Origin of the sequence: Azospirillum fermentarium (genome assembly GCF_025961205.1) — a bacterium.
Classification (GTDB): domain Bacteria; phylum Pseudomonadota; class Alphaproteobacteria; order Azospirillales; family Azospirillaceae; genus Azospirillum; species Azospirillum fermentarium.
Map to the genome: position 1 here is coordinate 84724 of NZ_JAOQNH010000004.1, position 24589 is coordinate 109312.

General features: G+C 64.9%; 22 protein-coding genes. 10 read left to right on the forward strand and 12 right to left on the reverse strand.

Features of this window, described 5'->3' with window-relative positions; genetic code table 11:
* The first annotated feature begins 508 nt into the window (after positions 1 to 508).
* From M2352_RS25945 to M2352_RS25960, 4 genes are all read left to right on the forward strand, one after another.
* The gene (locus M2352_RS25945; protein WP_264667422.1) at positions 509 to 1405 is read left to right on the forward strand and encodes a thiamine pyrophosphate-dependent dehydrogenase E1 component subunit alpha; all 897 of its coding nucleotides are present in this window, start codon (positions 509 to 511) and stop codon (positions 1403 to 1405) included.
* Positions 1405 to 2415: an alpha-ketoacid dehydrogenase subunit beta gene (locus M2352_RS25950; RefSeq protein ID WP_264667423.1), complete on the forward strand. Its 1011-nt coding sequence runs from the start codon at positions 1405 to 1407 to the stop codon at positions 2413 to 2415. Before M2352_RS25945 ends, M2352_RS25950 begins: the two co-directional genes overlap by 1 nt.
* 4 nt (positions 2416 to 2419) lie before the next feature.
* Complete coding sequence (locus tag M2352_RS25955; RefSeq protein WP_264667424.1) at positions 2420 to 3541, forward strand: biotin/lipoyl-containing protein; 1122 nt, start codon at positions 2420 to 2422, stop codon at positions 3539 to 3541.
* A 184-nt stretch (positions 3542 to 3725) separates the two neighbouring features.
* The gene (locus tag M2352_RS25960; protein WP_264667425.1) at positions 3726 to 4460 is read left to right on the forward strand and encodes a glycosyltransferase family protein; all 735 of its coding nucleotides are present in this window, start codon (positions 3726 to 3728) and stop codon (positions 4458 to 4460) included.
* A 32-nt stretch (positions 4461 to 4492) separates the two neighbouring features.
* Here the strand turns inward: M2352_RS25960 and pseB are convergent, their stop codons facing one another.
* Complete coding sequence (gene pseB, locus M2352_RS25965) at positions 4493 to 5515, reverse strand: UDP-N-acetylglucosamine 4,6-dehydratase (inverting) (RefSeq protein WP_264667426.1); 1023 nt, start codon at positions 5513 to 5515, stop codon at positions 4493 to 4495.
* Between the two features lie 261 nt (positions 5516 to 5776).
* Between pseB and pseG the strand changes: the two genes are divergently transcribed.
* The 5 genes from pseG (at position 5777) to M2352_RS25990 (ending at position 11095) form a co-directional block, all read left to right on the forward strand.
* Positions 5777 to 7267 (forward strand): UDP-2,4-diacetamido-2,4,6-trideoxy-beta-L-altropyranose hydrolase, encoded by a 1491-nt coding sequence (gene pseG, locus M2352_RS25970; protein WP_264667427.1) that lies wholly within the window; start codon positions 5777 to 5779, stop codon positions 7265 to 7267.
* Positions 7264 to 7977 carry an HAD family hydrolase gene (locus M2352_RS25975; protein WP_264667428.1) on the forward strand — a complete coding sequence of 238 codons (714 nt, stop codon included), beginning with the start codon at positions 7264 to 7266 and terminating at the stop codon, positions 7975 to 7977. Before pseG ends, M2352_RS25975 begins: the two co-directional genes overlap by 4 nt.
* Before the next feature lie 255 nt (positions 7978 to 8232).
* On the forward strand, positions 8233 to 9300 hold the full coding sequence (locus M2352_RS25980; protein ID WP_264667429.1) for a hypothetical protein: 1068 nt from the start codon (positions 8233 to 8235) through the stop codon (positions 9298 to 9300).
* 67 nt (positions 9301 to 9367) lie between these two features.
* Positions 9368 to 10339 (forward strand): GNAT family N-acetyltransferase, encoded by a 972-nt coding sequence (locus M2352_RS25985; RefSeq protein ID WP_264667430.1) that lies wholly within the window; start codon positions 9368 to 9370, stop codon positions 10337 to 10339.
* A 102-nt stretch (positions 10340 to 10441) separates the two neighbouring features.
* The gene (locus M2352_RS25990) at positions 10442 to 11095 is read left to right on the forward strand and encodes a class I SAM-dependent methyltransferase (RefSeq protein WP_264667431.1); all 654 of its coding nucleotides are present in this window, start codon (positions 10442 to 10444) and stop codon (positions 11093 to 11095) included.
* A gap of 64 nt (positions 11096 to 11159) precedes the next feature.
* Here M2352_RS25990 and M2352_RS25995 read toward each other — a convergent pair whose 3' ends face one another.
* The 11 genes from M2352_RS25995 to M2352_RS26045 all read right to left on the reverse strand — a co-directional run bounded on the left by M2352_RS25995 (position 11160) and on the right by M2352_RS26045 (position 22046).
* Positions 11160 to 12146, reverse strand: a complete 987-nt coding sequence (locus M2352_RS25995) for a glycosyltransferase family protein (protein WP_264667432.1) — start codon at positions 12144 to 12146, stop codon at positions 11160 to 11162.
* On the reverse strand, positions 12143 to 13435 hold the full coding sequence (locus tag M2352_RS26000; protein ID WP_264667433.1) for a DegT/DnrJ/EryC1/StrS family aminotransferase: 1293 nt from the start codon (positions 13433 to 13435) through the stop codon (positions 12143 to 12145). The genes M2352_RS25995 and M2352_RS26000 overlap by 4 nt, the downstream gene beginning before the upstream one ends.
* Positions 13432 to 14478: a Gfo/Idh/MocA family protein gene (locus M2352_RS26005; protein ID WP_264667434.1), complete on the reverse strand. Its 1047-nt coding sequence runs from the start codon at positions 14476 to 14478 to the stop codon at positions 13432 to 13434. Before M2352_RS26005 ends, M2352_RS26000 begins: the two co-directional genes overlap by 4 nt.
* Positions 14471 to 15220 carry a glycosyltransferase family protein gene (locus tag M2352_RS26010; RefSeq protein WP_264667435.1) on the reverse strand — a complete coding sequence of 250 codons (750 nt, stop codon included), beginning with the start codon at positions 15218 to 15220 and terminating at the stop codon, positions 14471 to 14473. Before M2352_RS26010 ends, M2352_RS26005 begins: the two co-directional genes overlap by 8 nt.
* 320 nt (positions 15221 to 15540) lie before the next feature.
* Entirely contained in the window at positions 15541 to 16533 is a 993-nt protein-coding gene (locus M2352_RS26015) for a hypothetical protein (protein WP_264667436.1), read from the reverse strand.
* 185 nt (positions 16534 to 16718) lie between these two features.
* On the reverse strand, positions 16719 to 17972 hold the full coding sequence (locus tag M2352_RS26020; protein ID WP_264667437.1) for a glycosyltransferase: 1254 nt from the start codon (positions 17970 to 17972) through the stop codon (positions 16719 to 16721).
* A gap of 64 nt (positions 17973 to 18036) precedes the next feature.
* Positions 18037 to 18741: a class I SAM-dependent methyltransferase gene (locus M2352_RS26025; RefSeq protein ID WP_264667438.1), complete on the reverse strand. Its 705-nt coding sequence runs from the start codon at positions 18739 to 18741 to the stop codon at positions 18037 to 18039.
* Between the two features lie 13 nt (positions 18742 to 18754).
* Positions 18755 to 19420 (reverse strand): class I SAM-dependent methyltransferase, encoded by a 666-nt coding sequence (locus M2352_RS26030; protein ID WP_264667439.1) that lies wholly within the window; start codon positions 19418 to 19420, stop codon positions 18755 to 18757.
* Between the two features lie 3 nt (positions 19421 to 19423).
* The gene (locus tag M2352_RS26035; RefSeq protein WP_264667440.1) at positions 19424 to 20416 is read right to left on the reverse strand and encodes a GDP-mannose 4,6-dehydratase; all 993 of its coding nucleotides are present in this window, start codon (positions 20414 to 20416) and stop codon (positions 19424 to 19426) included.
* Positions 20417 to 20424: 8 nt separating this feature from the next.
* Positions 20425 to 21435 carry a phosphotransferase gene (locus M2352_RS26040; RefSeq protein ID WP_264667441.1) on the reverse strand — a complete coding sequence of 337 codons (1011 nt, stop codon included), beginning with the start codon at positions 21433 to 21435 and terminating at the stop codon, positions 20425 to 20427.
* Positions 21432 to 22046 carry an HAD family hydrolase gene (locus tag M2352_RS26045; protein ID WP_264667442.1) on the reverse strand — a complete coding sequence of 205 codons (615 nt, stop codon included), beginning with the start codon at positions 22044 to 22046 and terminating at the stop codon, positions 21432 to 21434. Before M2352_RS26045 ends, M2352_RS26040 begins: the two co-directional genes overlap by 4 nt.
* Positions 22047 to 22393: 347 nt before the next feature.
* On the opposite strand from M2352_RS26045, the gene M2352_RS26050 reads away from it, so the two are divergent.
* Positions 22394 to 24556, forward strand: a complete 2163-nt coding sequence (locus M2352_RS26050; protein WP_264667443.1) for an O-linked N-acetylglucosamine transferase, SPINDLY family protein — start codon at positions 22394 to 22396, stop codon at positions 24554 to 24556.
* The last annotated feature ends 33 nt before the right edge of the window (positions 24557 to 24589 follow it).

The following is a 24589-nucleotide window of genomic DNA, read 5'->3' on the forward strand; positions in this document are numbered from 1 at the left end:
AAAAATACCCGAGAAAAATGGACGAGCTGCACACGCTCATTTCGAAGTTTTCATGCTGTGCCGCCCCATAAAGGAATGGTTCTGTGCCTCATCAGAATAGCAGGTTTGCCATGATGAGCTGTATCATGTCACTGGAGACATCGATCCGTGTTTCATAGGTGTTGGAGTGGCGTGGCAGAAATCATCCCGGTACAATGTCCGCGCCCTGGTCGATGTCTTTTAGCGGTTGGACACGATCATTGGCAACAGTGTGAGATTTTGCACTAAGGATCCTGGAGCACCGAAAGCGCCACGGCGGTCCAGGTTCTGAACCGCATATTCACGCTCGGACGCCGCAATTCCGTCCGTGCTACGGACCCCAGGACGCGCGGGGAAACGGTTCAGATTGCCTCGCTGCAACAAAGTCCGATCCCGCTATACGAGGGCCTTGCCAGAAGGGGCCGGAGGGCGCTTTGATCCGCTTCCGAAAATGACCGCCCCCCTTGGAAACGCCGGCAATGGGACACGAATGATCGAGGCCGTCGACATATACCGGAAAATGATCCTGATCCGCCGCTTCGAAGAGCTCCTGCTGGAGCTTTTCTCGGCGGGCAAGCTTTCCGGCACCACACACACTTATGTAGGCCAAGAGCCAGTGGCGATCGCGGTGGCTAGCCATCTCGGCCCGGGCGATTGCGTCTTCAGCAACCACCGTTGCCACGGTCATTACATTGCCCATACCGGCGACATCGAGGGTTTGTTGGCCGAGATTATGGGCCGTACCGGGGGCGTGTGCGGCGGGCGCGGCGGTAGCCAGCACCTGCACCGGGGAAACTTCTATTCCAATGGGATCCAGGGCGGCTTTATGCCCATCGTGGTCGGCATGGCGCTGGCGGAGAAGAAGAGGGCCCGCGGAAACGTGGTGGTCGCTTTTATCGGCGATGGAACCCTCGGCGAGGGGGCCGTGTACGAAGCACTGAACATGGCCGCCTTGTGGTCGGTGCCCCTGCTGGTGGTGGTCGAAAACAACCGTTACGCCCAATCGACTCCCATTACGCTGGGGGTAGCCGGATCGATCCCGGACCGGGGGCGGTGTTTCGGCCTGTCCGTGGGAGAGAGTGACGGCTGGGATGTAACGGGGCTGACCGCACGTTTCGGAACCCTGGTGGCGCAGGTACGCAACGAGGGGCGGCCCCATATGGAAGTCGTCGAGACATACCGCCTGAACGCCCACTCGAAGGGGGACGACACCCGCGCGACCATGGAGGTGGCGGCCTTTCGTGCCCGTGATCCGGTGGAGCATTGGGGCAGAGGGCTTCCACCCGGCCTGCGAGCTGCTGTCGATGCCGAAGTCGCGGGCCGCCTTGCCGAAACCCTGGCGGCGGTCGAGGCCATGCCTCTTGCCCAACTGGCGGAGGTGGGCTGATGCGTGTGGTCGAATCCCTCAACGGTGCTCTTCACCGCATGATGGCCGCCGATCCCGAGGTGGTGCTGATCGGCGAGGATGTCCTCGACCCCTACGGCGGCGCGTTCAAGGTCTCCAAGGGGTTGTCCACCGCCTTTCCCGGCCAGGTTATCACCACGCCCATCTCGGAAGCGGGTCTGGTCGGGGTGGCTGTTGGCATGAGCCTGCAGGGCTTCAAGCCGGTGGCCGAGATCATGTTCGGTGATTTCGTCACTCTGGCCATGGACCAGATCATCAACCACGCCGCCAAATTCCCCTGGATGTTCGGGCTGGCGGCGCTGCCGCTGGTGGTCAGGGTGCCCATGGGCGGTTACCGGGGTTATGGACCGACCCACAGCCAGTCTCTGGAAGCGCTGTTCATGGCGGTACCGGGACTGACCATGGTGGCACTTTCTCATCTCCACGATCCGGGGGCACTGCTGGAGCGGGCAACGCTCGACGCTGGGGTGCCGATCCTGTTCGTCGAAAACAAGAGCCTTTATCCTGTGGAACTGGAAGAGGGCGACATGGTGGGCGGTCTGCACCGCCGGGTCCTCGATCCACGGCGGCCTTATCCGAGCGTGGCCCTGAGTGCGGCTCCAGACGAGCGGCCCGACGTCACTCTTGTTGCCTACGGCGGTCTTGTGCCCATGGCGGTCAGAGTCGCTGCTGAAGCCATGATTGAGGATGAGATCCTGGTCGAGGTGGTGGTGCCCGCACAGCTGCGCCCTTTGCCGATCGAGGATATCCTGGTGTCGGCAGAGGCGTCGGGGCGGGTTCTGGTGATCGAGGAAGGGCCGCGCGTCGGTGGCTGGGGTGCCCATGTGGCGGCGGATTTGACGGAGCGGGCCTTCGGCCGGCTGAAGGCCCCGGTCGCCCGCATTGGCGCCAGGGACGTGCCGATCCCCAGCGCCCGGCAGATGGAAGCCCAGATGCTTCCGGCGGCCGGGGATGTGTTGGCGGGGATCCGGGATCTGATGGGAAAGTCGTAGGCTCATGCATATGCATATCCAGACGGTCCCCCAACTGGGGGTGAACGACGACACCGTGCGTATCACGCGCTGGCTGGTGGCCGAGGGTGAGCGCGTGGCGCCGGGCATTGCCATCGCCGAGGTGGAGACCACGAAGGCGGCAGTGGAAATCACCGCCGACGTGGGCGGGCTGGTGGTGTTCCTGGCGGCCGAGGGCGATTCGCTGGCGGTCAGTAAGCCCTTGGTATTGCTGGGAGACGACCTGTCCGTTCTGGAACAGGAACGGGACAGCCGTCTGGCGGCGTGCCCCGACAGTGCCGCCGTCGCGGCTGGGGGCGCCGGCGAGATGGTGACCCGGAAGGCGGCCCGTCTGGCGGCGGAGCATGGGCTCGATCCCGCCGTGGTGGCGGCGGAAACCAGGGGGATCGTCCGTGAAGCCGATGTCAGGCGCTTTCTGGCCGCGCGGACGATTGCGGAGCGGGCTCTGCCCGAGCGTTTTCCGGCTCTGAACGGGCGCAAACCGGTTCTGATCTGGGGAATTGGCAATGGTGCGGTGACCATGCGCGAGGCATTGTCCCTGGGCGACGCCTATGACGTGGTCGGCTTCATCGCCGACCGACCATCCGATTCCGCCGTCAAGGACGAGCTTCCTGTGTATCCCGATACAGTGCTGCCGCAACTGGCGGCGAGCGGGGTCTCAGGGGTCGGGCTTGCCATCACGTCGAGCGAACAGCGCTTGGAGAATTGCCGGCGTCTGCTCACGCTGGGCATCGAACCCCTGATGGTGCAGCACCCGCGCGCCTGGGTGGCCCCTTCCGCCCGGATTGGGAAGGGCTGCCATATCAAGGCGGGGGCGGTGGTCGAGACCCGCGTGGAAATCGGGATGGCCTGCCAGATTGATAACGGCGTAATCGTCGCCCACGATACCTGCATCGGTGACGGCTGCCATGTGGCCCCTGGTGCCTCGCTGGGCTCCAGCGTCACCGTTGGGGCCGGAACCATCATCGGCATCGGCGCGTCGGTGGCGACCGATGTCCGTATCGGGGATCACAGCATCGTGGTGGTCGGCAGTTCCGTCACGCGTGACGTTCCCCAGCGTTCGATCATCGAGGGGGTTCCAGGCCGGACCATCGGCCGCCGCCGGTGACGGGCGCGATGGCGGGGCTCACGCCCTGAGCAGGGGTGATCGCCCCGATGAGGGTAACCTCGGTCGGAGACGCCTCCCTTGCAGCGCATTTCGACATCACGGCCTTGGCACATCAGAGGCCGCCGGGAGCGTCCATCCCATCGCCTACCGATCCACCGCTTCCATCGCACGAGAGGCTTTCGCCATGACCACCGCCATCATCGTCCAGGCGCGCATGACCTCCACCCGCCTTCCGGGAAAGGTGCTGTTGCCGCTGGGTGACCGCACGGCCCTGGCCCAGGTGCTCGGGCGTTGCCGGCTGGTGCGTGGTGTGGATGTGGTGTGTTGCGCGGTCCCCGATGCTCCCGCCTCCGACCCGGTGGCAGCCGAAGCCGAAGCCTGCGGTGCGGTGGTGGTGCGCGGTTCGGAGCATGACGTTCTCGGCCGCTACCGCCAGGCTGCCGAAGTGGTGGCGGCGGATCTTGTGATGCGGGTGACCAGCGATTGCCCGCTCATCGACCCGGAAAGCTGCGCTGCCGTTATCGCCGAGGTCGCCGCCGGCCGTGCCGACTATGCCTGCAACAACATGCCGCGCACCTGGCCCCATGGTCTGGATTGCGAGGCTTTCCCCGCCGCTCTGCTGGAGCGGGCGGGGCGGGAGGCAACGGCGCCGTATGAGCGCGAGCATGTAACGCCCTGGATGCGCACCCATCCCGGCCTGCGCCGGGTCAATGTGCCCGGACCCCGTCCGGAGCAGGCGGGCCTGCGCTGGACCCTCGATTTTCCCGAAGATTACGTTTTTCTCAAAGCGGTGTTCGGCCACTTGCCGCCGCTGCCGGAGGTTCCGTCAGCGACGGCCGTTGCTGCCATGGTCGCCGCCGACCCGGGGTTGTCCGCAGCTGCCGAGCGGTGTCTTGAAACGGCCCGCCGTCACGCCTGATGAGGCGTCCGCCCGCCCTCTCGATCATCCGATCATATGTGGCCTTTATCGAAGAGCGTGTTGAGCCCGTCAGCGTCGAGCCATTCGGCGTTGTCGCCGCTTTCGTAGTGGAAATCCTCGGGCACGGGCTTTCCGCCGTAGTCGATGGATGGATCCCACATGGCGAAGGAGGGCTTGACGATGTAGCGGTCTTCCAGCTCCAGGGTGAGGCGGGCGTCGTCACGGGTGATGAGGGCCTCGTGGAGCTTCTCGCCCGGGCGGATGCCGATGGTGCGCAGGGGCAGGCCGGGTGCCATGGCACGGGCCAGATCGGTGATGCGCATGCTGGGGATCTTGGGCACCAGGATCTCGCAGCCCTTCATGGTGGCCAGGCAATCGACCACGAAATCCACCCCCTGGGTGAGGGTGATCCAGAAGCGCGTCATCCGTTCGTCGGTGACCGGCAACTCCGTGGCCCCTTCGGCCAGGAGGCGGCGGAACATCGGAACCACGCTGCCGCGCGAGCCGATCACGTTGCCGTAGCGCACGACCGAGAAGCGGACGTCATCGTTGCCCGACAGGTGGTTGGCGGCGATGAAGATCTTGTCCGCAGCCAGCTTGCTGGCCCCGTACAGGTTGATCGGGTTCACCGCCTTGTCGGTGGACAGGGCCAGAACCCGGCCAACCTTGGCCCGCAGGGCCGCCCGCACCACGTTTTCCGCCCCGTGGACGTTGGTGCGGATGCATTCGAAGGGGTTGTATTCGGCTGCCGGCACATGCTTGAGCGCCGCGGCGTGGACAACGGTGTCGATCCCGCGCATCGCCAGGTCCAGGCGGTCGGCGTCGCGCACGTCGCCGATGAAGTAGCGCAGCGCCGGATGACGCCCGAACGCCAGGTTCTGCTGCATCTCGAACTGCTTGAACTCGTCGCGGGAGAACACGACAACCCGCGCCGGCGCCGCCTCGCTCAGGATCTTCTCGATGAAGCGCTGCCCGAACGACCCCGTGCCACCGGTGATCAGGATCGATTTGCCGTTCAGGGCCGCATAGGATGACGCCCGACGATAGTCCCGCATGAACCCAAAAACCTCGCGCTTTCGAACTCCGGCTCCTCACCGGATGGCACGGCATGCATCGCAGAAAACGCCCCCGCCTTCAAGGCTTCTCACGCCGTCCCCGCAGACCGCAAACCGAAACCACGGTCCTGAAACCGGGCGTTTCCCTTCTTGACAACCGCCGTATACATGCGGTTTTCTGGCCACCCGGCAGTGCCCCATTGCGGCGGCGCAAAATTCCCGGCCCAACGCTGGACGAGACAACGCTGGACAAGAGGCGGCATGCCGAAAGTCTGTTTCCGTTGCGACGCCTCTCCCGCCATCGGGATGGCCCATGTCCTGCGTTGCGTGGCGCTGGCCGAGGTCCTGGCCGAAATGGAATGGGACGTGGTCTTTGCCTGCAGCAGGGACACCCATGCCACGGTTCCCTACATCGCGGCCATGGGGTTTGATGTCCTGCCCCTGGACGTGATGGCTCAGGATGAACCGGCGGCCCTGGGTGCCCGCTGGGCCAAGGGCTGCGACCTGCTGGTGATCGATCATTACGGACGGGACGCCGAGTTCGAACGGGCCTGCCGCCTCTGGGCGCGGCACATCCTGGTTTTCGACGACCTTGCAGACCGGCCCCACGATGCCGACCTGCTCCTCGATCCGACGCTGGGGCGTACTGCCGATCATTACGCCGGCCTGGTGCCGTCGGGGTGCCGACTGCTGCTGGGGCCCCGTTACGCCCTGCTGCGCTCCAACTTCGTCAACGTCTGCTCCACCGCGCCGGCTCGGCGGGCCGAACACCGGTCGGTGGACCGAATCCTCGTCAGCCTAGGCACCAACAACCCGTTCAACAGCACTGAACTGGCACTCGATTCCCTGAAATTGGCAGGGATCGACGCCGAGATCGACGTCATCCTCGGTCCTCACACCGTCGGTCAGTCCGAACTGCTCCGGCGCGCCGCCCGGATGCAGCAGAAGGTGAACATCCACACCGACAGCCGCTCTGTCGCCCCGGTGATGGCGCGGGCCGATCTCGCCATCGCCGCCGCGTCCGTCACCTCGTGGGAGCGCTGCTACTTCGGGCTGCCGACCATTGCTGTCCTGACCAGCGAGAATATGCGCTTCTTCGCCCGGCAGATGGCCGAACAGGACATCGTCATGCTGGTGGAGCACGGCCGCGAGGATATCACCCAGCAGATCGCCCGGCGCCTGCGCGATCTTGCGGCCAGCCCGTCCCTGCTCGCCCGCTTGAGGGAGGCCGCGTCCTCAGTCTGCGATGGGCTGGGCCTCGTGCGCCTGCTCAACGTGCTGGCACCGGTGTGTGCGCGCGACGGCAAGCCGGTGTTGCTGCGCCCAGTCGAGGCGGTGGACGCGCCCCTGGTCGGGGCATGGCTGTCAGACCCCCGGCTGCCGCCCTTGTCGCGGGTGGCCGGCGGCGTGGCGGCCTGGCTTGATCTGCGCCTGTCCGATCCCGCCTCGCGGCTGATGATGATCATCCATGGCGACCGTCCCGGCGGACTGGTCCGTCTCGACCGCCGGGAGGACGGGGGAGAGGCGTCCCACGAGGTCTCCCTGTTCATCGCCCCCGACAGCGGTGGCTTGGGCCTGGGCCGCGCTGTGCTGCATCTGGTTCGCCGGGTTCTGCCGGGCGTGGAAATCCGGGCGCCGATGATGTTCAACACCCTGGCCAGCCATGCCCTGTTCCGTCAAGCCGGCTTCGTCGCCTCCAGCGGCTATTATCGCCGCCTGTCGCGCCTGCCGGCGGGGCGTTACAACCATTGAGCCGGCCGGTATCGAGCGGTCCGGCGTCCTTTTCGGACGCGGCGGGACAGGGGCTGTTCCTGGACCTCGACGGCACCCTGGCCGACAGCCTGGGGATCATGCGCCGGGCTTACGACGGGTTCCTGGCCGTTTACGGCCATTCCGGCCTGGACGCAGAGTTTGCCGCCCTGAATGGTCCACCGCTGCGGGAGATCGTGCGTATCCTGAAGCGGACCCGTGGATTGACGTCGCCGCCGGATGAGTTGCTCGCCGTCTACCGTGAACAGATCGAACATCATTACCTGACCGGTGTTGCTCCGGCCGCCGGTGCGGAAGCGTTGCTGGCAGCGGCACGGGCGCGAGGATGGCGGGTGGCGGTGGTGACATCCAATCGCAGGGGTCTGGCTTGGGAGTGGCTGGGCACTGTGGGGCTGGCGGACTTTGTCGAAACCGTCGTGGGGGGCGAGGACGTGATGTGCGGCAAACCCGCTCCCGACCCGTATCTGGCGGCCATCCGTGCGCTGGACTGTGCGCCGGCCCGCTCCCTGGCGGTGGAAGATTCGCCGCAGGGGGCGCAGGCCGCGCTTGCCGCCGGCCTGGAAACCCACGTCGTGGGGAGCGGGCCCGGTCCCGGCTGGCCGGAGGGGATCGCCGTCTTCCTGCCCCGACTAGCGGACTTGACCCGCCTGTTTCAGGAGGGCGGGGTAGAAAAGATCGCGAGAGATTGCTGAAGCCATCCTTGGTGGTGGAAGGAGCGCCAGTTTCCAGGGCATCGCCGGTGCTGGTGACTCTCCGCTTCCCATAAGATCTCGTCTGGTCTACCTTGCGTCCGGCTGGAGACGAACTTGGTATCTATCCAGGCAGTACCGAATACATGATTGCTGCATTCATCAGGCAGAGATATGCAGTTATCTTAAAAATAGGTCTTTAGTGAAATATGGAAACAGGGTCGAAAAATGTTGTTTGTAAGGGGCGAGATCACAAAAATGCGCCTTGAACACGCAATCAAAAGAATAAAATATTTTGATTCTCTTCCTCATCCTATAGAGTCAAAGTGGTATGGCCTCGATAGCCATCTTCTCGATTGGCTTGGCCTGCCGAGAAGTGTGCAAATTGTTGTTCAGATGTACCATGGCCCTGATAGTTATAGTGATACGCTGCCAGTATATTTGGCGCGACAGGCGCCTGTTCTTGTCGGAAGAGATGAAACAAAAGAGAATTACGAAAAACAAGGCAAGGTGGCATTCGTCACCGGGTCGGTTCACGCGCACTATCGCCATATGCAAGGCATTCAGAAATCTCCCGACGCCAGGGGAACCATCGCTTTTCCATCCCATTCGACGCATCATAATCATGCCCAGTTCGATGTCGCGTCCTATGCTGAGAAGCTGCTCGCCTTGCCGGAAAGGTTTCAGCCCGTCGCCGTTTGCGCTTATTGGAAGGATATCCTAAACGGAAATACCCAGGCGTTCCTGGACCGCGGGATTCCGGTGTTCACCGCTGGGCATATATTCGATCCAAATTTTTGTGTCGAATTCTATGATATATTGAAAAATTTCGCCTATGCAACGTCGAACGTCGCTCTTGGAACGGCATCATTCCTGTCGATCGAGATGGGGCTTCCATTCTTCGTGATGGGTGCAGAGGCTCATTACTTCTTGGACGGTCAGGATCCGAACATCAATGAGGACTGGAGCACCGAAACGCGGTTCATAGAGCGGGCCTGCCAAGATCCGCTTGCCAAGGAGTTTTATCGAATCCTACCCCGTTGGGAGGATATGGCGCCCGATGCCGATGTGACGCTTTCGAAGACGCTGGCCGATCTTACCTTCCATATGATGGGCGGCAATGCAAAAATTGATAAGCATCAACTCAGGAAATTGATTTTCTTAAGCCATATCCAGACGAATCCGTCTGTCATGCATAAGGTAAAGTGGCTGATTTATAATCAGGATATCCTGCCGAAGGACGTATGTTCATCTATATTCCACGACAATCCTGAAATGCGGGATCTTTGCCATGTCTTGCGGGAATATCCTGAGATCTTCAGGTGATGGAGCCGTGTCAGATGTTTCGTAATGAGCGTGCCGTCCACTTGACCTCGAACCGGAGATTGTTTATATGAGTCGCTTCGACGTCATCCGCTGGGAAGAGGGTGAAGCGGCGTGGGATCAGTTTGTCAGAACATCCCCGCAGGGGACGGTCTTCTGCGAAACACGCTTTTTTGATTCACTGTCCTGCACGGCGGATCGCTGGGCCGTGATCTTCGAAGGAAGGGTGGTTGCCGCGGTTCCCATGCTGCGGGACGGTGAGCGTGTGGTTTCCGTCGGGAGCTTGCCGGCTCTTTATATCGGGCCGATGCTGTCTTCCGAGTTCATGGCTCTGCCGGCCCATCGCCTGCACAAGGTCTTGCCAGAGCTTCTGGAGGAGACCTACGCCTGTCTGAGTGCGGTCTACCCGGTGGTGACATTCTGCTTCCATCCGAGCTTTCCCGACCTGCGGGGTGCGTCCTGGTTCAATTACCACCGTCCCGACCTGGGCCTGGTCAAGCTGAACCTGTGTTACACGGGCGTCCTCGATCTGAAGAACGACGAGCCGCTCGATAGCCTGCTGAAAGGAATGCGGGATAGCCGCTGTTACGACCACAGGCGAGCCAGGAAGCACGGCTATCGACCGGTCGTTGCCGATGATGTCTCGCTTCTCGACCGCCTTCATCGGGCGACGTTTGCCCGGCAGGGGCTGTCCCGCCCCGAAGCTCATGACAAGCTCATCGTGCCGATAGCCCGGCATGCCATCGAAGGCGGTTTCGGCGAGATGATCGTCGTGGAAACGGCCGAGGGCGCGCCAGCCTTTGCCATGCTGGCGCTGTTCGACGACAAGAGCGCGTATTATGTCTTCGGTGCTGGCGATCCGGAACTCAGGAATTTCGGGGGCGGCACGTTGGGGCTGATCACATCGTTCGAAAGGATGCGCGACCGAGGAATCCGGCGGTTCGATTTCCTGGGTATCAACTCCCCGCAACGTGGTGATTATAAGACCAGTTTCAACGCAGGGGTGGTTGCATATATTTCCGCGAAGTGGGAACGTCCCTGACCATACCCCGTCCCTGCGTGGCGGGAACGGGCCTACTGATATTTAAAAATATTAGTGGTCCAATGCAAAAAATCTCGAAAGTATGCAGCGGAGTTTGCCTAGATGAATAAGAATAGCAAAGAAATCGATCAATCAATTAATGAAATATACAATAATGCTATCGATCAAGGCAAGTCACCTTTTGAGAGAATATTGTGTGGTGAGCCAGCGCGACAGTATCATCGCTTCAATGAGATCGTCGCTCTTATCGGTGATCTGCAGAGATCGGACGTATCCGTGCTTGATTTCGGGTGTGGCAACGGTGAATTCTATAAATTTTTGAATTTCATGGGTTTTCGTGGAGCTTATCAGGGAGTGGATATCAATGCCCGCCTGATCGAGGAAGCAAAGAAGCGTTTCCCTCAAGGAAATTTTTCCAACACCAATATCGATGATCTCGATTGCGTGGCGGATATTACCGTCATGTCTGGCATCTTCAATGTCAATGTTGGGCAAAATATTGACTATGTAAGAAATATCATTGAAAAAATTTCTAAGAGCAATACAAGTAAAATTGTCATATTCAACGCGATAAGCTCTTATGTGAATTTCAAAGAAGAAAAAATGTTCTATATATCGCCTGAAGATGCCATTGGAATTGCGGCTTCAATCAGCCCCAAGTTCGAAATCAGGCATGGCTTCGTGCCGTTCAATTACACGGTCGCCATTCACCTCGATGGTAAGCCCTGGGCGGGGATCGAAGAGCATCCGGTGTGACACCTGGTGCCGCCCCCTCGCGTTCCGGGCGGCGCCCTTTGACCGGGAGCCGCCCTCGTCCTTATCAAGCAGGTGTGAGCGCTGCCGGGAACGGCTGCTCTTCCCCTCTCCGCGGCAGGTTCAGCGGCCCGTGCAGAGGATGGCGCGGCCAGAGGGAGACCGCTGGCCGGCCAAGCGCGCCGGCCTCTACGAACAGGGTGCTGTCCATGCCGGCCACAACATCGGCTGCCAACACGGCGTGCAGGCTGTCGCCGTCGGTGCTGACCACCACCGTGGGTGGGGCGGCGTAGCGGTCGTATTTGCCGGGCGTGTCCTTGGGGTGGGGGCGGATCACCACACAGGCTCCGGCCTCCGCCGCCTGGGCGAGGACGTGTTCCAGGCAGGCGAATTCGTCATAGCGGGCTATGCGGCCCGTGGCGCACATCTCGGCCTGGGCCTCACCGGGAAACAGAACCACCACGGCACCGGGGGAAACCCCCCACGTCAGGCGCAGCGCCGCGGCCGCTTCCGCTGATACCCGGCTGCCGCACCGGTGCAGCCGTGCTTTGTGCAGGTCGCCGCCCAGCCGCAGCCGTCCGCGTGGAACGCCCTGCGCTTCCAGCCCGGCGGCCATGGCAGCATCGATGGCGAAAACATGATCGGGATAGGTGACGCCGCCGTCCCGGCTACGGAACCGTTCGCCGAGGTTGGCGGAGTGATCGATGAAGGCGGCACAGGGCAAACCGGCAGCCCGTGCCGCCTGCCACAACCTTTGCGGGCTGTCGTCGTCCACGTCGCTGGTGGCGGTCAGCACTGTGTCTACGCCAAGCTCTGCCAGCCAAGCGGCTCCATCCCGGCCATCCGGCCAGACGGCCGGCTCGATCCCGGCCCGCCGCCAGACGGCCACGGCATGGTCCCGACCGCCCGCCACCACCTTCACGGGGCCGAGCGATGCCGCGAAGCCGGCAAGGTCCGGGGTAGGCGCCGGCATGACCCCGGTCAGCACGTCGTGCAGCCCGGCCATCTGGTTTGCCCCGCCGGCATCCCGGCTGAACAGCAGAACCCGCTTCATGCCGCCTGGCTGCCCTTGGCCAGCGCAGCCAGGCGGTGGCGGGCCGCGTGGACCTTGTGGAAGGCGTCCGCGATCCGGTCGATCGCGTCCTGCTCCAACTGATGGGAGCAGATGGCGAAGCTGAGAAGCTCGGTCTCGTGCATCCGCTCGCACACCGGGGCGAGCCCGTCGGGATAGCGCCGTTCGCTCAGGCTGAAGGGCCAGCCGCCTCCGAACGCCTGGCGCCGCTGGAACGGCGGCAGGCGGTACAGGGGCCGTACGTACCCCTGACCCAGGGGGACGCCTTCAGCGGCCATGGCCTGGGCAAACAGGGCGCGTGGCACACCCACGGCGCCGGCATCGTAGCGCGCCGCCCACACATAGTAGACGTGCCGGCACCCCGCACGCACGGCCGGCGGCGTCAGCCCCTCCAGCCCGGACACCGCCGCGGTCAGGCGGGCGGCCAGTTCCTCGCGCCGGCTGACGATGACGCCGGCGCGTTCGAGCTGGGCCAGCCCCACCGCTGCCGACAGTTCCGACAGACGGTAGTTGAAACCGACCAGACCGGATGCGTCCTCGACGCCGAAGGCCTCGATCAGGTTTTCTCCGTGGTTGCGGATCAGGCGCAGACGCAGGGCCAGCCGCTCGTCGTCGGTGACGCAGACCCCGCCCTCGCCGGTCTGGACGTGTTTGTGGCGGTTGAGGCTGAACACCCCGATGTGGCCGACGGTACCGGCCTGCCGGCCGTGCTCGGCGGCCAGCGGTCCCTGGGCGTTGTCTTCTACCAGATACAGCCCGCGTGCATCGGCCAAGGCCCGCAGCTCGGCCAGGCGGGCGGGATGGCCGAAGAGGTTGACGGCCAGGATCGCGCGGGTCCGGGGGGTGATGGCCGCTGCCACCTGCGCCGGGTCGAGGCAGAAGGTCTCCGGCTCGATGTCGACGAATACCGGGATGCCGCCGTAGATCAGGGGGGCCATCGCCGTCGCCGACATGGTGTAGGGCGGTACGATGACCTCGTCCCCCGGCTCCAGGCCGATGGCGCCCATGGCCGCGTACAAGCCGGAGGTGGCGGAATTGACGGTGACCGCGTAGCGGCAGCCGAAATGCCCGCACCACTGGCGTTCCAGTTCGCGGACCATGGGGCCTCCGTCAAACTCGGGGCCATCGACGGCGATGAAGCCGGACAGGACGCCGCTGTCCATCACCTCCAGGACACGGGCACGTTCCAGCGGGCCGATCTGGTTGTAGGGGGCCAGCGGCGCGCCGATCACCGGCGTTCCGCCCAGCAGGGCCAAGTCGTTGCTCGTCATGCTATGGTTCTCTCCGGGGGCAGAGACAGGGCCTTGCGTCGCAGGCTGTCGCACAAATGTTCCGCGGCCACCGCTTCGACGCCGCCGCAAGGGGGGACCGTGCCGTATGCCACTGCCTGGTACAGGGCATCGACGGCCGCCGGCAACGCCTGGTCCAGTCCGGTGTCCGTCACCGTCCCGGCGGCGTCGATCTGGCGAAATCCGGGGAAGCGGCGGCTGTCCTCAACCGGCTGGCGCCGCAGGCGGAAACCGAAATCTTCCATGTCGATCCGGCCGCATGGGGTGACGATCTGCGCTTCGAACAGGGCATAGTGTTCGTGGCCCGCGCCCACCAGATAGACCGGCGCGCCGGCGGCGGTGTACAGCACGGCGTCTACCGTGGGATCGTCGGGCCGGTAATCCGGCCGGGACCGCAGCACCGGGCCGTCGGTCAGCGGTCCGAGCAGGAAGCGGAGCAGATCGACCATGTGCGCGCCGTTGTGGCGGATGCCTTTGGTATAGGTGGCGGTGACGTGCTGGACCGGTCCCCAGACGCCAGACTCCAGCTCTGCCGCAAGCGCACGGATCCCTGGCGCGAAACGGCGGCTGTAGTTGACCAGCAACGTCTTGCCCGCCTGCGTCCAGGCGGCGGCCACCGCCGCGCCACGGACCGGATCGGTGGTCATGGGCTTTTCGCACAGCGCGCCGCGCACCGGGGCATGCAGAAGGCGCTCCAACTGGGGCGTGTGGGCGTGGTCGGGAGAGCACACGCTGACCACGTCGAAGACAGTGCCGCTGGCGAGCGCGGCTTCCAAGTCGGCGAAACCCTGCGGAATGCCCCAATGCTCCATGAAGGCGGTGCGCCGCGCCGTGTCCGGTTCGACGCAGCCCAGCAGCCGGAAGCCGGGATGCGCGCGGTAGGCGCCGGCATGGCTGAACACACCGGCGCTCCGCCGTTGCGGCATGGCGCTGTCGTAGCCGCCGGCGATCTGGCCGCAGCCGACGACCAGCGCGTTCAGCACCGGCAGCGGCCTGGCGGTGCCCGCTGTCGGGCGGTCAGACATAGCGTTGGCGTACCATGCTGTTGACGGCGCGAAGGTCCGGCCGGCCGTCCAGGAAGCGTAGGATGTCGGCCAGGGTGAAGGCAGGGCCGGCGGCGGGATAGAGTGCCTCGAACACCGCGGAGATCAGGGTGTAGTCCTCTACGGTGTCCAAGGTCAGCCGCAGGCCAGGGTCGGCGAGGGCGGGCCGGGGCGGGCAGTCGGCCAAGCTGTAGAGCTGGGGATTGCGGTAGATGAACAGGCTGACGTGTTCATGATCCACCGGGTCGTCAGAGCGCCGTGCCACGTCCTCCAGAATGGTGGTGGCGAAGGCCTGGGTCTCCATCCCCAGAGGATAGCGCCGTCCTTCCAGGAAGTTGGACACGTAATCCACGCCGCTTTCGCGGTAGCGGGCAATCACATCCTCCACCACGCCGGGGTCGATCAGCGGGCAGTCGCCGGTGATTTCGACGATGACGTCCACCTCATGGGCGCGGGACGCTTCCAGGACACGGGTCAGCACGTCCTCCTCGCTGCCACGGTAGCAATCAACCCCGAGCCGCCGGGCCAGCGCCTCCACCGGGTCGTCGGTGGCGTTGACGGTGGTGGCGATGACGATGCCCGCTAGCGACGGCACACGGCGCAGCCGCTCCACCATCAGCTCCAGCATGGGTTTGCCGACGGCCGGCAGCAGCACCTTTCCGGGAAGACGGGTCGAGGTCATACGCGCTTCGATGATGGCGCAGAAACGCAACGGCGGGGCCATGGCTCTTCCAGACAGCTACCGGGACAGCCCACGATAGAGCCGTGCCTGCACACGCCGCAAGGGGGCAGGATGCGTTTTCCCCGAGTGGACGGGCAACTTCCATGTTCTGCACCGGGGGGCTGAACGGGATCGGACGCGTGCCGCATGTCCACGGAACCCTGGCTGTTCAGGCCCACTCCACCCACCACATCACCGCCGCATTCGATGCCCAGTGCTACGCGGCAGTCATAACGAGTTTGACGTGCCGTACCCTTACGAAGATCCGGTTGCACGCGAGGGCTGCCGTCGCTGCACGTCACGGGTCTTTCGCCGGGGGCAGCTCATGGCGTCCGGGGCGGCGGAACGGCAGCCGGGAGTGTTCCCCGTGCGGACCGGCGGTGTTCCAGCATCCGCATGTCCGCGTCACAGGCGTTCAGGAAACGGAGGCTGGCGTGAAACTCGCCCCACAGATCCTCCAGCAGATCGTCGGGCGTTGAGGCCGCCGTGGGACCGTTCCAGTCCGCCGGGCTGTCAACGTAGCGCAAAGCGTCGTGGACGTTTCCTGCCGGCGCGGACCCTCCGGCGGCGATCAGGCCGCAGACCGTCAGGGCGTAACGGCTTGACGGCACCAGAATCCGTCCCGGTTCGTCGAGGAAGGCTTCGAGTCTGGCCAGGGGCACCACGGCCAGGTTGGCGTACTCGTCGTGCGACCGGCGTGCAAAGGCCGCTTCAACGTCCTCCACCGAAAGATCAAGGGCCAGTTCGATGAAGATATCGTGCACATGGCTTTCGTCGTCAGCCAGCACCAGCAGCGGGGTTTCTGAAGCCACGGTTTCCGGGCCGAGGTTCACCTCTTCCGAGAGCTCCTCCAAGACTTGGCGGCGCAGGCTGAGTCCATCGCCCGACGGTTCGCGGGCATGCGGAGAAAAGCCGCCGGCGGGCACCAATTCCCATTGATCGGCACCTTGCGATACCGACTTGGTGCGTTGGCCGAACAGAAGCCCTTCCGGTGTGTGGGTAATGCCGGTGACGGCCAGAGGTCGTATGGACAGCCAGGGAAAAAGGGATGGATCGCGGAGCTGGGCCAGAAAATCACGGTACTCGACAAAGCGTCCGGTCAGCCGTCCTTCGGCAACCTGCGCCTCCACATCCGGGCCCGTGATGCTGAACAATTGTCCGTTGAACAGCTTTCCATGCCGCCGTTCCATTTCCTGCTGCCAGATGGCCTCGATACGGGCTTCGATTTCCGGCTGCCGCGGGGTGGCCGCGGCACCGGCATCCTGAACGGCAAAGTCTGCTGGAAGCTGGAACGCACGGAAGGTCGGATAGGCCATGATGGTGCCGTTTCCCAAATGGACGCAGAAGGCCGGCCTGACCATACTCCCGGCGCCCGCCGCGGAGCCACCGGACTCTCGCGCGGCCTCAGGGGCTGCACCCCGGTCTCGAGAGCGGATCGGAGCCGACGGCGTTGGAATAGGCAGGATCACCGCGTCCAGCCCATGACCCGCGCCATGGCCGGTCAGGACAGCAGCGACCGGTAGAGATCGCGATAACGCGATGCCATAACCTCCAGCGTGTGCTCCCGTTCGATACGGGCGCGGGCCATGCGGCCCATGGCCGCCAGATGGGCCGGATCGGCGAGGGCGGTGGCCAGGGCGGCGGACAGCGCCTCGGTATCGGCAGGCGGGGCGAGATAGCCGGTTTCACCGGGGATCACGAGATCGGGGACGCCACCGATGTCGAAGCCGATCACCGGGGTGCCGGCGGCCATGGCTTCCAGCATGGTGTTGGGCAGATTGTCCTCCAGGCTGGGCATGGCCACGATGTCGGCGGCGCTGTAGAGCCGCCCGACCATGGCATCGTCCGCCACCAACCCGGTGCGCAGGTGATGAACCTGGGATTTCAGCGCCATGGTTCCGCCGCCCACCAGCAGCAGCGCCACGTCGGGCCGCGGCCCCAGCCGGCAGAGTGCCTCGTCCAGATAGGACAACCCCTTGCGCGGATCGTCCACCATATGGGCGATGAACAGAATGACCTTCAGGCCGGGCGGCAGCTTGAACGCCTGCCGCATGGCCTGCCGGTCGTGGGCAACGAAGGTATCGGTTTCCAGGCCCGGCGGAATGACACTGACCGGGATATCGCGGAACAGGCTGCTGCGCGCCGCCTCCCGCCCGAGCCAATGGCTGGGGGTGACAATGTGCAGGCGGTTGTTTCGCCGGGCCAGAGCGGTGGTTTTGCGTTCCAGGATGCGGGCCGACAGGTCCGCTGGATCATCGGATTTCAGGAAGGGGCACGCACCGCAGCCCTGGGTGAACCGCTCGCATTCCCCGGCATAGTGGCAGCCGCCGCTGAAGGGGTGCATGTCGTGCAGCGTCCACACCACCGGCTGATCCGGGCGGCGGTTGGCGAAGAACGACGGGTAATCGACCAGACCGCGCACCCAGTGAAGATGGATGATATCGGCGGGGGGAAGCTGGCTGACCATGATTTCCCCCGGCGCCGCGCGTTCGCTGTGAAAGCTGACGAACCCCGGTGCGGACAGCATGGGATAGGGGGCGGCTTCGGCCTGGATTTCCGCCTGGATGGCGTGGGCACGGGCCAGTTGGTCGGGGGTGACCGATCCCAGGGTGGCGACGTCGGGATCATTGCCGGTCTTGTGCAGGACCAGCATCCGGCTTTCTTCCCCGATGGCGCGCAATCCCTTGAACAGCCGGAAAGCAGCGCGGGCGGCGCCGCCGTGGATGTCGAAGGTGTTGATGTGCAGGATCTTCATCGGAGAAGCACCGGTTGGCGGATGTGGGTGCGAAAATACCCATCCCCCTGTTCCGGCGATAGAGCTATTTGTCCGTTGCCTCCGCCGCTCGGCGCCGGGGAGCGGCGCACACGGTGAACAGATAATGGGCCATGGGAGCATAGCCGGTGTGGACCACCTCGTCGTTCATGGAGAACAGGAAGACGGTGTGGAAGTGCCGCTCCATCAGCGCCTTGAAGTCCCGGCCCGTCTTGCAGTTCACATGTCCCTCCCGGCTGGGGGGGGAGGCATGGGCCTGGGATTCCAGCGACGGGATGCCGATGATCAGCACCCCGTGATCGGTCAGTGAGGCGGCGGTGTTGGATAGGAACGGCCCCTCCCGCTCCGCCGGGATGTGTTCGAGCACGTCGAGGGAATAGGCGGCGTCGAACGGCGGCCCGTCCAGCGGACCATCCAGGATGTCGTGGACGCGGGCATCCATGGGCCAGCGGTCCACGGCGCGGTCCTGGATGTCGCGGATGAACAGCGGGTCGAAATCGGTGACGGTGAGGGCGCCCACCTCCTGCGCCACGATGCGGGCGCCGAAGCCGTCGCCACACCCCACCTCCAGCACCCGCGCCCGCCCGCTCAGCATCTTGGCGACGAACTTGTAGCGGGACAGGGTGAACACCAGCCGCTTGGGGTCGTCGTACCAGACCTGATTGTTCATCAGCCCCAGCCGCTGAAAGCCGATGCGGTCCCGCACCTCCAGCAGGTTCCTGTTCACCGGGTCGCGGGTGGTGTCGGTCACGGGGGCCGCCTCGTCACTCGAACGTGATGTAGGAATAGTCGCCGGTGTAGCCGGTGCGGGCGAACAGCCACTCCCATTCCTCGGGCGTGTGGAAGGCGCGGCAGGTGAGCTGCCAATACATCAGGTTCACCTTTTCCCGCTCGTTGCGGTACGCCTCGATCACGATGTGCTTGGCGTTGCCCTTGCCCACGCGTTCGATCTCCTCCAGCGACGACCACAGGTCGGGCAGGTGAAGGTTGTGCAGCGCGTTGATGCTGACCACGAAATCGAAGGCGTTGTCGTCGAACGGCAGCGATTTGGCGTCACCCACCTGAAGGAAGGGGCGCACCTCCTCCTTGGCGTTCTCCACCGCATAGGACGAGATGTCGATCCCCACCACCTCGCAGCCGGGCACCACCTGGGTGAACTCATAGAGCAGGAAAGCCTTGCCGCAGCCCACGTCCAGGATGCGGTCGCCGGGCTTGATGCCGTAATGGCGGGCCATGTCCTCGGCCACCACGCGCCAGCGCCCGTCATAGCGGTAACCGCCGTAGCCGGTGTGCCGCTCCCCGTCCCAGTAATCCTTGTCGAAGCGGCCGGCGATCTCGGCGCAGGCGGCCTTGTCGTGCTCGACCACCCGCTGCACATAGTCGCGCTTGGTGGATTTGTGGACCTTGGAGATGAAATCGACGTACGCCATGGCTCAGGCCTTGTGCTGGTAGTCGTGGGGAAGGGTGCGGATCGTGTCCCAGTGGGTGTCGATCCACGCCGCCACCTCGCCCAGCCCCTCGTCCAGCATGACGCGGGGCGCCCAGCCGAAGCTCTGGCGGGCCTTGGTGGAATCGATGACGTAGGCGGCGTCCTGCCCCGGCCGTTCGGCCACGGTTTCGGTGCAGTCCTCGAACCGCCGGCCCATGCGCTCGCAGATGATCCGCACCACGTCGCGCACGGCGATGCCGGCGTCGGGGGACAGGTGATAGATCGCCCCCGGCGTCCCGTGGTGCAGGATGGCCCGTTCGCCTTCCGACACGTCGCGGATGTGGATGTAGGATTTGACCGCGGTGCCGCCGCCGTGAAGCTGGATCTTGCGGCCCAGCTTCAGATAGACCGCCGTGCGGCAGACGATCTTGAACAGCTGCTGGCGGGCGCCGTAGACGTTGGTCGCCCGCACCGTCACCACCGGAAAGCCGAACTGCCGGTGAAACACCCCCAGAAGCTGGTCGGCGGCGGCCTTGGACGCGGCGTAGGGGGTGCTGGGGTTGAGGGGGGCGTCCTCCGTCACCCGGCCCACGCAGGTGCCGTATGCCTCGGGCGAGGAGACATGCAGGTAGCGCGACAGGTAATCGCGCCGCCGCAGATGGTTGATCAGCCGGGCCAGCGCCACGGTGTTGGTCTGATACCAGTGTTCGGGGTGGTCCCAACTGGGCGCCACCTCGCTTTGGGCGGCGAAATTGACGATGTATTCCGGGGCTTCTCCGTCCAATTCCGCCAGCAGCGCATCCATGTCCCGGTTCAGATCGGCCTGGACGAAGCGCACCGCCCCGGCGTTGGGGTGGGAGCGGTAGCGCAGGAACAGGTCCGGGCGTTCGGGGGAACGGCTGACGGCCAGCACCCGCGCACCCGGCTCGTCGAGCAGGCGGTCGATGAAATCCTGGCCGGAAAAGGCATTGCTGCCGATCACGCAATAGGTCGTCATGCCGGTTCTTATGCCGGGAAAGCGGGCAGGGTGGCAAGCCGGGCCAGTGCGCTCCGCGCCTTGTCCAACTGGCGCCGAAGGCGGGTTGCAGTCCCGGCGGCGGTCTCGGGCCCGGCGGAGAAGGCGCGGCGGCTGCCGCCCGCGGGCAGGAAGTCGTTGAGCACGATCGCCACCCATTTGAGCCCGTAGAGCGGCATCACCGCATCGCATCGGCGGGCGGTGTCCTCCGGTTCGGGGAACAGCGCGGCGATCCGGTCCCGGAACGCCGGATAATGCTCCATCGCCACCGGCACCGCCGGCTGGTGAAAGAAATCCCCCACCAGCTTGGCCGGATCGTCCCAGCCGGCGTATTCGAAATCCAGGAACACCGCCTGTCCGTCCCCATCCACCAGGGCGTTGTGAAAGCCGAAATCCGACGGTGACAGGCATCGGCGGTTCGGAGGCAACGGATCGTCGGCGTCCGCCGACAGGATAACCGCGTGGAAACGGGGCAGGGCCTCGTCCCGCACCAGCCGGGATGCCGCGGCGTGCAGATCCGTCTCGGGGGCCAGGGCGGCCAGCCGGGCCAGCCGGCGTTCCACCGTCGCCCGGTGGTCGGCCAGGGTGAAGCATGCCTCCGATCCAGGAGGAAGATGATCGGCTTGCAAGCGCAGACGCTGCAGTGCCGCGACAAAGCCGGCTGCCTGATCGACGAGTGCTGCGGTCGCCGCCGCCGGGCGTGTGCCGGGGACGAACCCGTACAGCGCCATGTGCCGGGCCGGGTCGGCGGCCCGGGGCCGGGGCACGCAACGGATGCCGCCAGCCCACGCGGCGCTCAAGAAACCATATTCGGTCCCCAGCCGGTCGCGGGGGTCGTGGGGGTGATGGAAATAGAGTTTCAGCACGGCCGGGCCGTCGGTGGTGTCGGCACGAAGCACCCGGTTGTTGGCCCCGCCGGCCAGGGGCGACACCCCCTCCAGCCGGCCCAGGCCAGCCTGCTCCACCAACCGGGCGGCACCCTGGGGAACCGGGATGGTCATGACGGCGTGCCGCCCAGGATCAAGCCGGCCACCGCATCCCAATCGCCGGCCCGTTGGCAATCCGCCGGGGTGTCCCCCGTGGCGTGGGGATCGAAATGGATGCGCCGCACACCCACCGGAAAGCCGGGGTCGCTCAGGAACTCCGGCAGGTCGTCGATGAAGACGGAGCAGGACAGGGAGGCGATGCGGTTGAGCTTGCCGCTCTTGGCCGGCTCGAAGAACACCCGGTCCGGTGTCAGGCCGATGGCAGGGTCGTCGAAAACCCCCAGTTGCTCCAGCCAGCCGCGGGCGGCAGCGTGGAGATCGTACGGCGGCCCGGCAAAGGGATGCCGTGTCTTGTGGCTGACCACCGCCACCGGCTGCCCCTCCGTCCGGCAACGCCGCAGGAAATCCAGAAATCCCGGGAAGGCCGGGGCCCGATGAATCCGCGCGCCGTACACCAGACCCTGCAGGGCGGTCCAATCCTCTTCCCGGCCCGCGGCGCGCAGCCAGTCGCGGACCGCGCCTTTGCTGCGTCCGGTTGTGATGGGGATCACTCCTTCGGAAACGGCGATCTGATAGAACACATCGTCGTAACAGACGATGGTGTTGTCGAAATCGATGCCGATCATGACAGTCCCAGCCCATCCCAGCCGCCAGAGGGCCGATGCCCGCCGGGCACCCTATGGAGGGTGTTGCAGCGGCTCAAGGCTCTTGCGGTTTCCACTAGCCTGTGCGGATGTTTTTGCGCAAAAAAAGCGTTCACCTTTCTGGACGCCGGCGGGGTAAAGGTGCATTCCCGCACCGCCGTTTTCCCGGCCGCCGTGCCCGCTTCTTATGACGGTGTTTCGAGTCCTCACAACGTGTTTATGCCTTTATGAACCGGAAAGATCGAAAAGCGGAGGCGAGGACGGCGCACGGCAAGCGCGCGCCGCTGCCTGCCGTTCTGACGCCGAAGCCGGTGCAGGCCTCCTTTCAGGTGGAGAGCACGTTTGAACAGGCCGTCCGCCATCATCAGGCCGGGCGTCTGGCCGAGGCGGAAAAGCTTTACTGGACCGTCCTGAAGCTGCGGCCCAATCACGCCCGCGCCCTGCAGTATCTGGGTGTCATTGCCCGGCAGACCGGCCATTTGGGGGCGGCTATTTCCCTGCTGCGCCAAGCGGTGGAGGCTGCACCCAAGGCGGTGGACGGGCGGCTCAGCCTGGGCAACGCCCTGTCCGATGCCGGCTATCTCGACGAGGCCGCGGCGGTCTATGGCGAAGCGCTGGCCCAGAAACCCGATTTTCCCGAAGCGCATTTCGCCCTGGGCAACGTGCTGATGCGCCAGGGGCATTATGAGCAGGCCCAGCTCAGCTACCTGTCGGCCCTGTCCCTGCGCGCGGATTACGCGGATGCCTGGATCAATCTGGGCAATGCCCACCGGGGGCGCCGCCACTTCGCCGAAGCCGCCGCCGCCTATCGCCGCGTGATCGCCCTCAATCCCGCCTTCGTCCAAGTCTACGCCAATCTTGGCAGTGTGCTGAGAGAGGTGTTTGATCTGGACGGTGCCCGCCGGTCGTGCCTGCGTGCGCTGACCCTTCAGCCGGCCTCGGCCCAGGCGTGGAACAATCTGGGGATCGTTGAAGGGGAGCGGGGCGATGCCCCCGCCGCCGCCGCGGCCTTCCGCCAGGCACTTGCCGACAAACCCGACTTTGCCGAGGCTTGCGGCAATCTGGGCAACCTCAGCCAGACCGACGGTCAACTGGCTGCGGCCGTGCGCTCCTACGAGCAGGCGGTGGCGATGGACCCGGCCTACGCCGAGGTTTATGGAAATCTGGGTGTGGTCCATCAGCGCCAGGACCGGCTGAAGCAGGCGCTGACCGCGTACCGGCGCAGCCTGTGTCTGCGCCCCGACAACGCCGCGGTGCATTCCAATCTGATTTTCGCCATGGATTTCGATCCCGGCTGCGGGGTGGCGGTTCATCAGGCGGAGCGGCGGTTCTGGAACGAACGGCATGCGTGGCCCCTGTCGATGCTGGTGGCCCCCCACGACAACGACCACACCATCGACCGGCGCCTGCGCATCGGCTATGTGTCGGCGGACTTCCGCCGTCATTCCGCGGCCTATGCCTTCGCTCCCATCCTGTTGAACCATGACCGCAGCCGTTTTGACGTGCTGTGCTATTCCCAGGGTGGAACCGAGGATGCCATGACCGCCCGGCTGCGCGGAGCGGCCACCGTGTGGCGGTCGATCCGCGGACAATCCGACGAGGCGGTGGCCCGCCAGATCCGTGCCGACGCGGTGGACATCCTGGTCGATCTGTCCGGCCATTCCGCCGGCAACCGTCTTCTGGTCTTTGCCCGCAAGCCGGCGCCGGTGCAGGTGTCGGCGTGGGGGCATGTGACCGGTACCGGTCTCAGCGCCATGGATTACCTGCTGGCCGGGCCATCGCTGATCCAGCCGTCGGAACGGGAGCTGTTCAGTGAAACGGTGGTAGACCTTCCGTGCCTGTTCGTCTATCAGCCGCCCGACGATCTGCCCCCGGTCGCACCGCCGCCGTTGCTGATGCGGCGTGGGACCATTACGTTCGGCTGTCTCAACCGGCTGGCCAAGGTGTCGGCAGAGGTGCTTTCCCTGTGGGCCGAGCTTTTGAAGGCCGTGCCGGGTGCGCGGCTGCTGCTGAAGGACACGGTGCTCGACGATCCGCACCAGCAGCAGCGGATCCTGACGGCCTTGCGGGAGGTGGGGATTGGTCCAGAACGGGTTGTTCTGATGGGGGGGTCGTCGCACCGTGACCATCTGGCCGCCTATGGGCAGGTGGACATCGCACTCGACCCCTTCCCTCAGAACGGCGGCATCAGCACGGCGGAAGCGTTGTGGATGGGGGTTCCGGTGATCACCCTGCGCGGAGGAAGCCTGCCGGGCCGGGTGTCGGCCAGTCTCCTGGAAGCCGTGGGATGCGGGGCCTGGGTTGCGGACACCCGCGACGATTATCTGCGTCTGCCGCTGGCCATTCTGAGCAACCTGCCGGAGATGGTGCGCACAAGGGCCGAACTCAGGGGACGGATGGCGTCGTCCCCGCTGGGCAACGTGCGGGCCTACACCGCCATGGTGGAACGGGTCTACCGCGCCATGTGGCGCTGCTGGTGCGAGGGACAGTAATACGGGCGAGGGCTTGAAATGACCCTTTCAGGC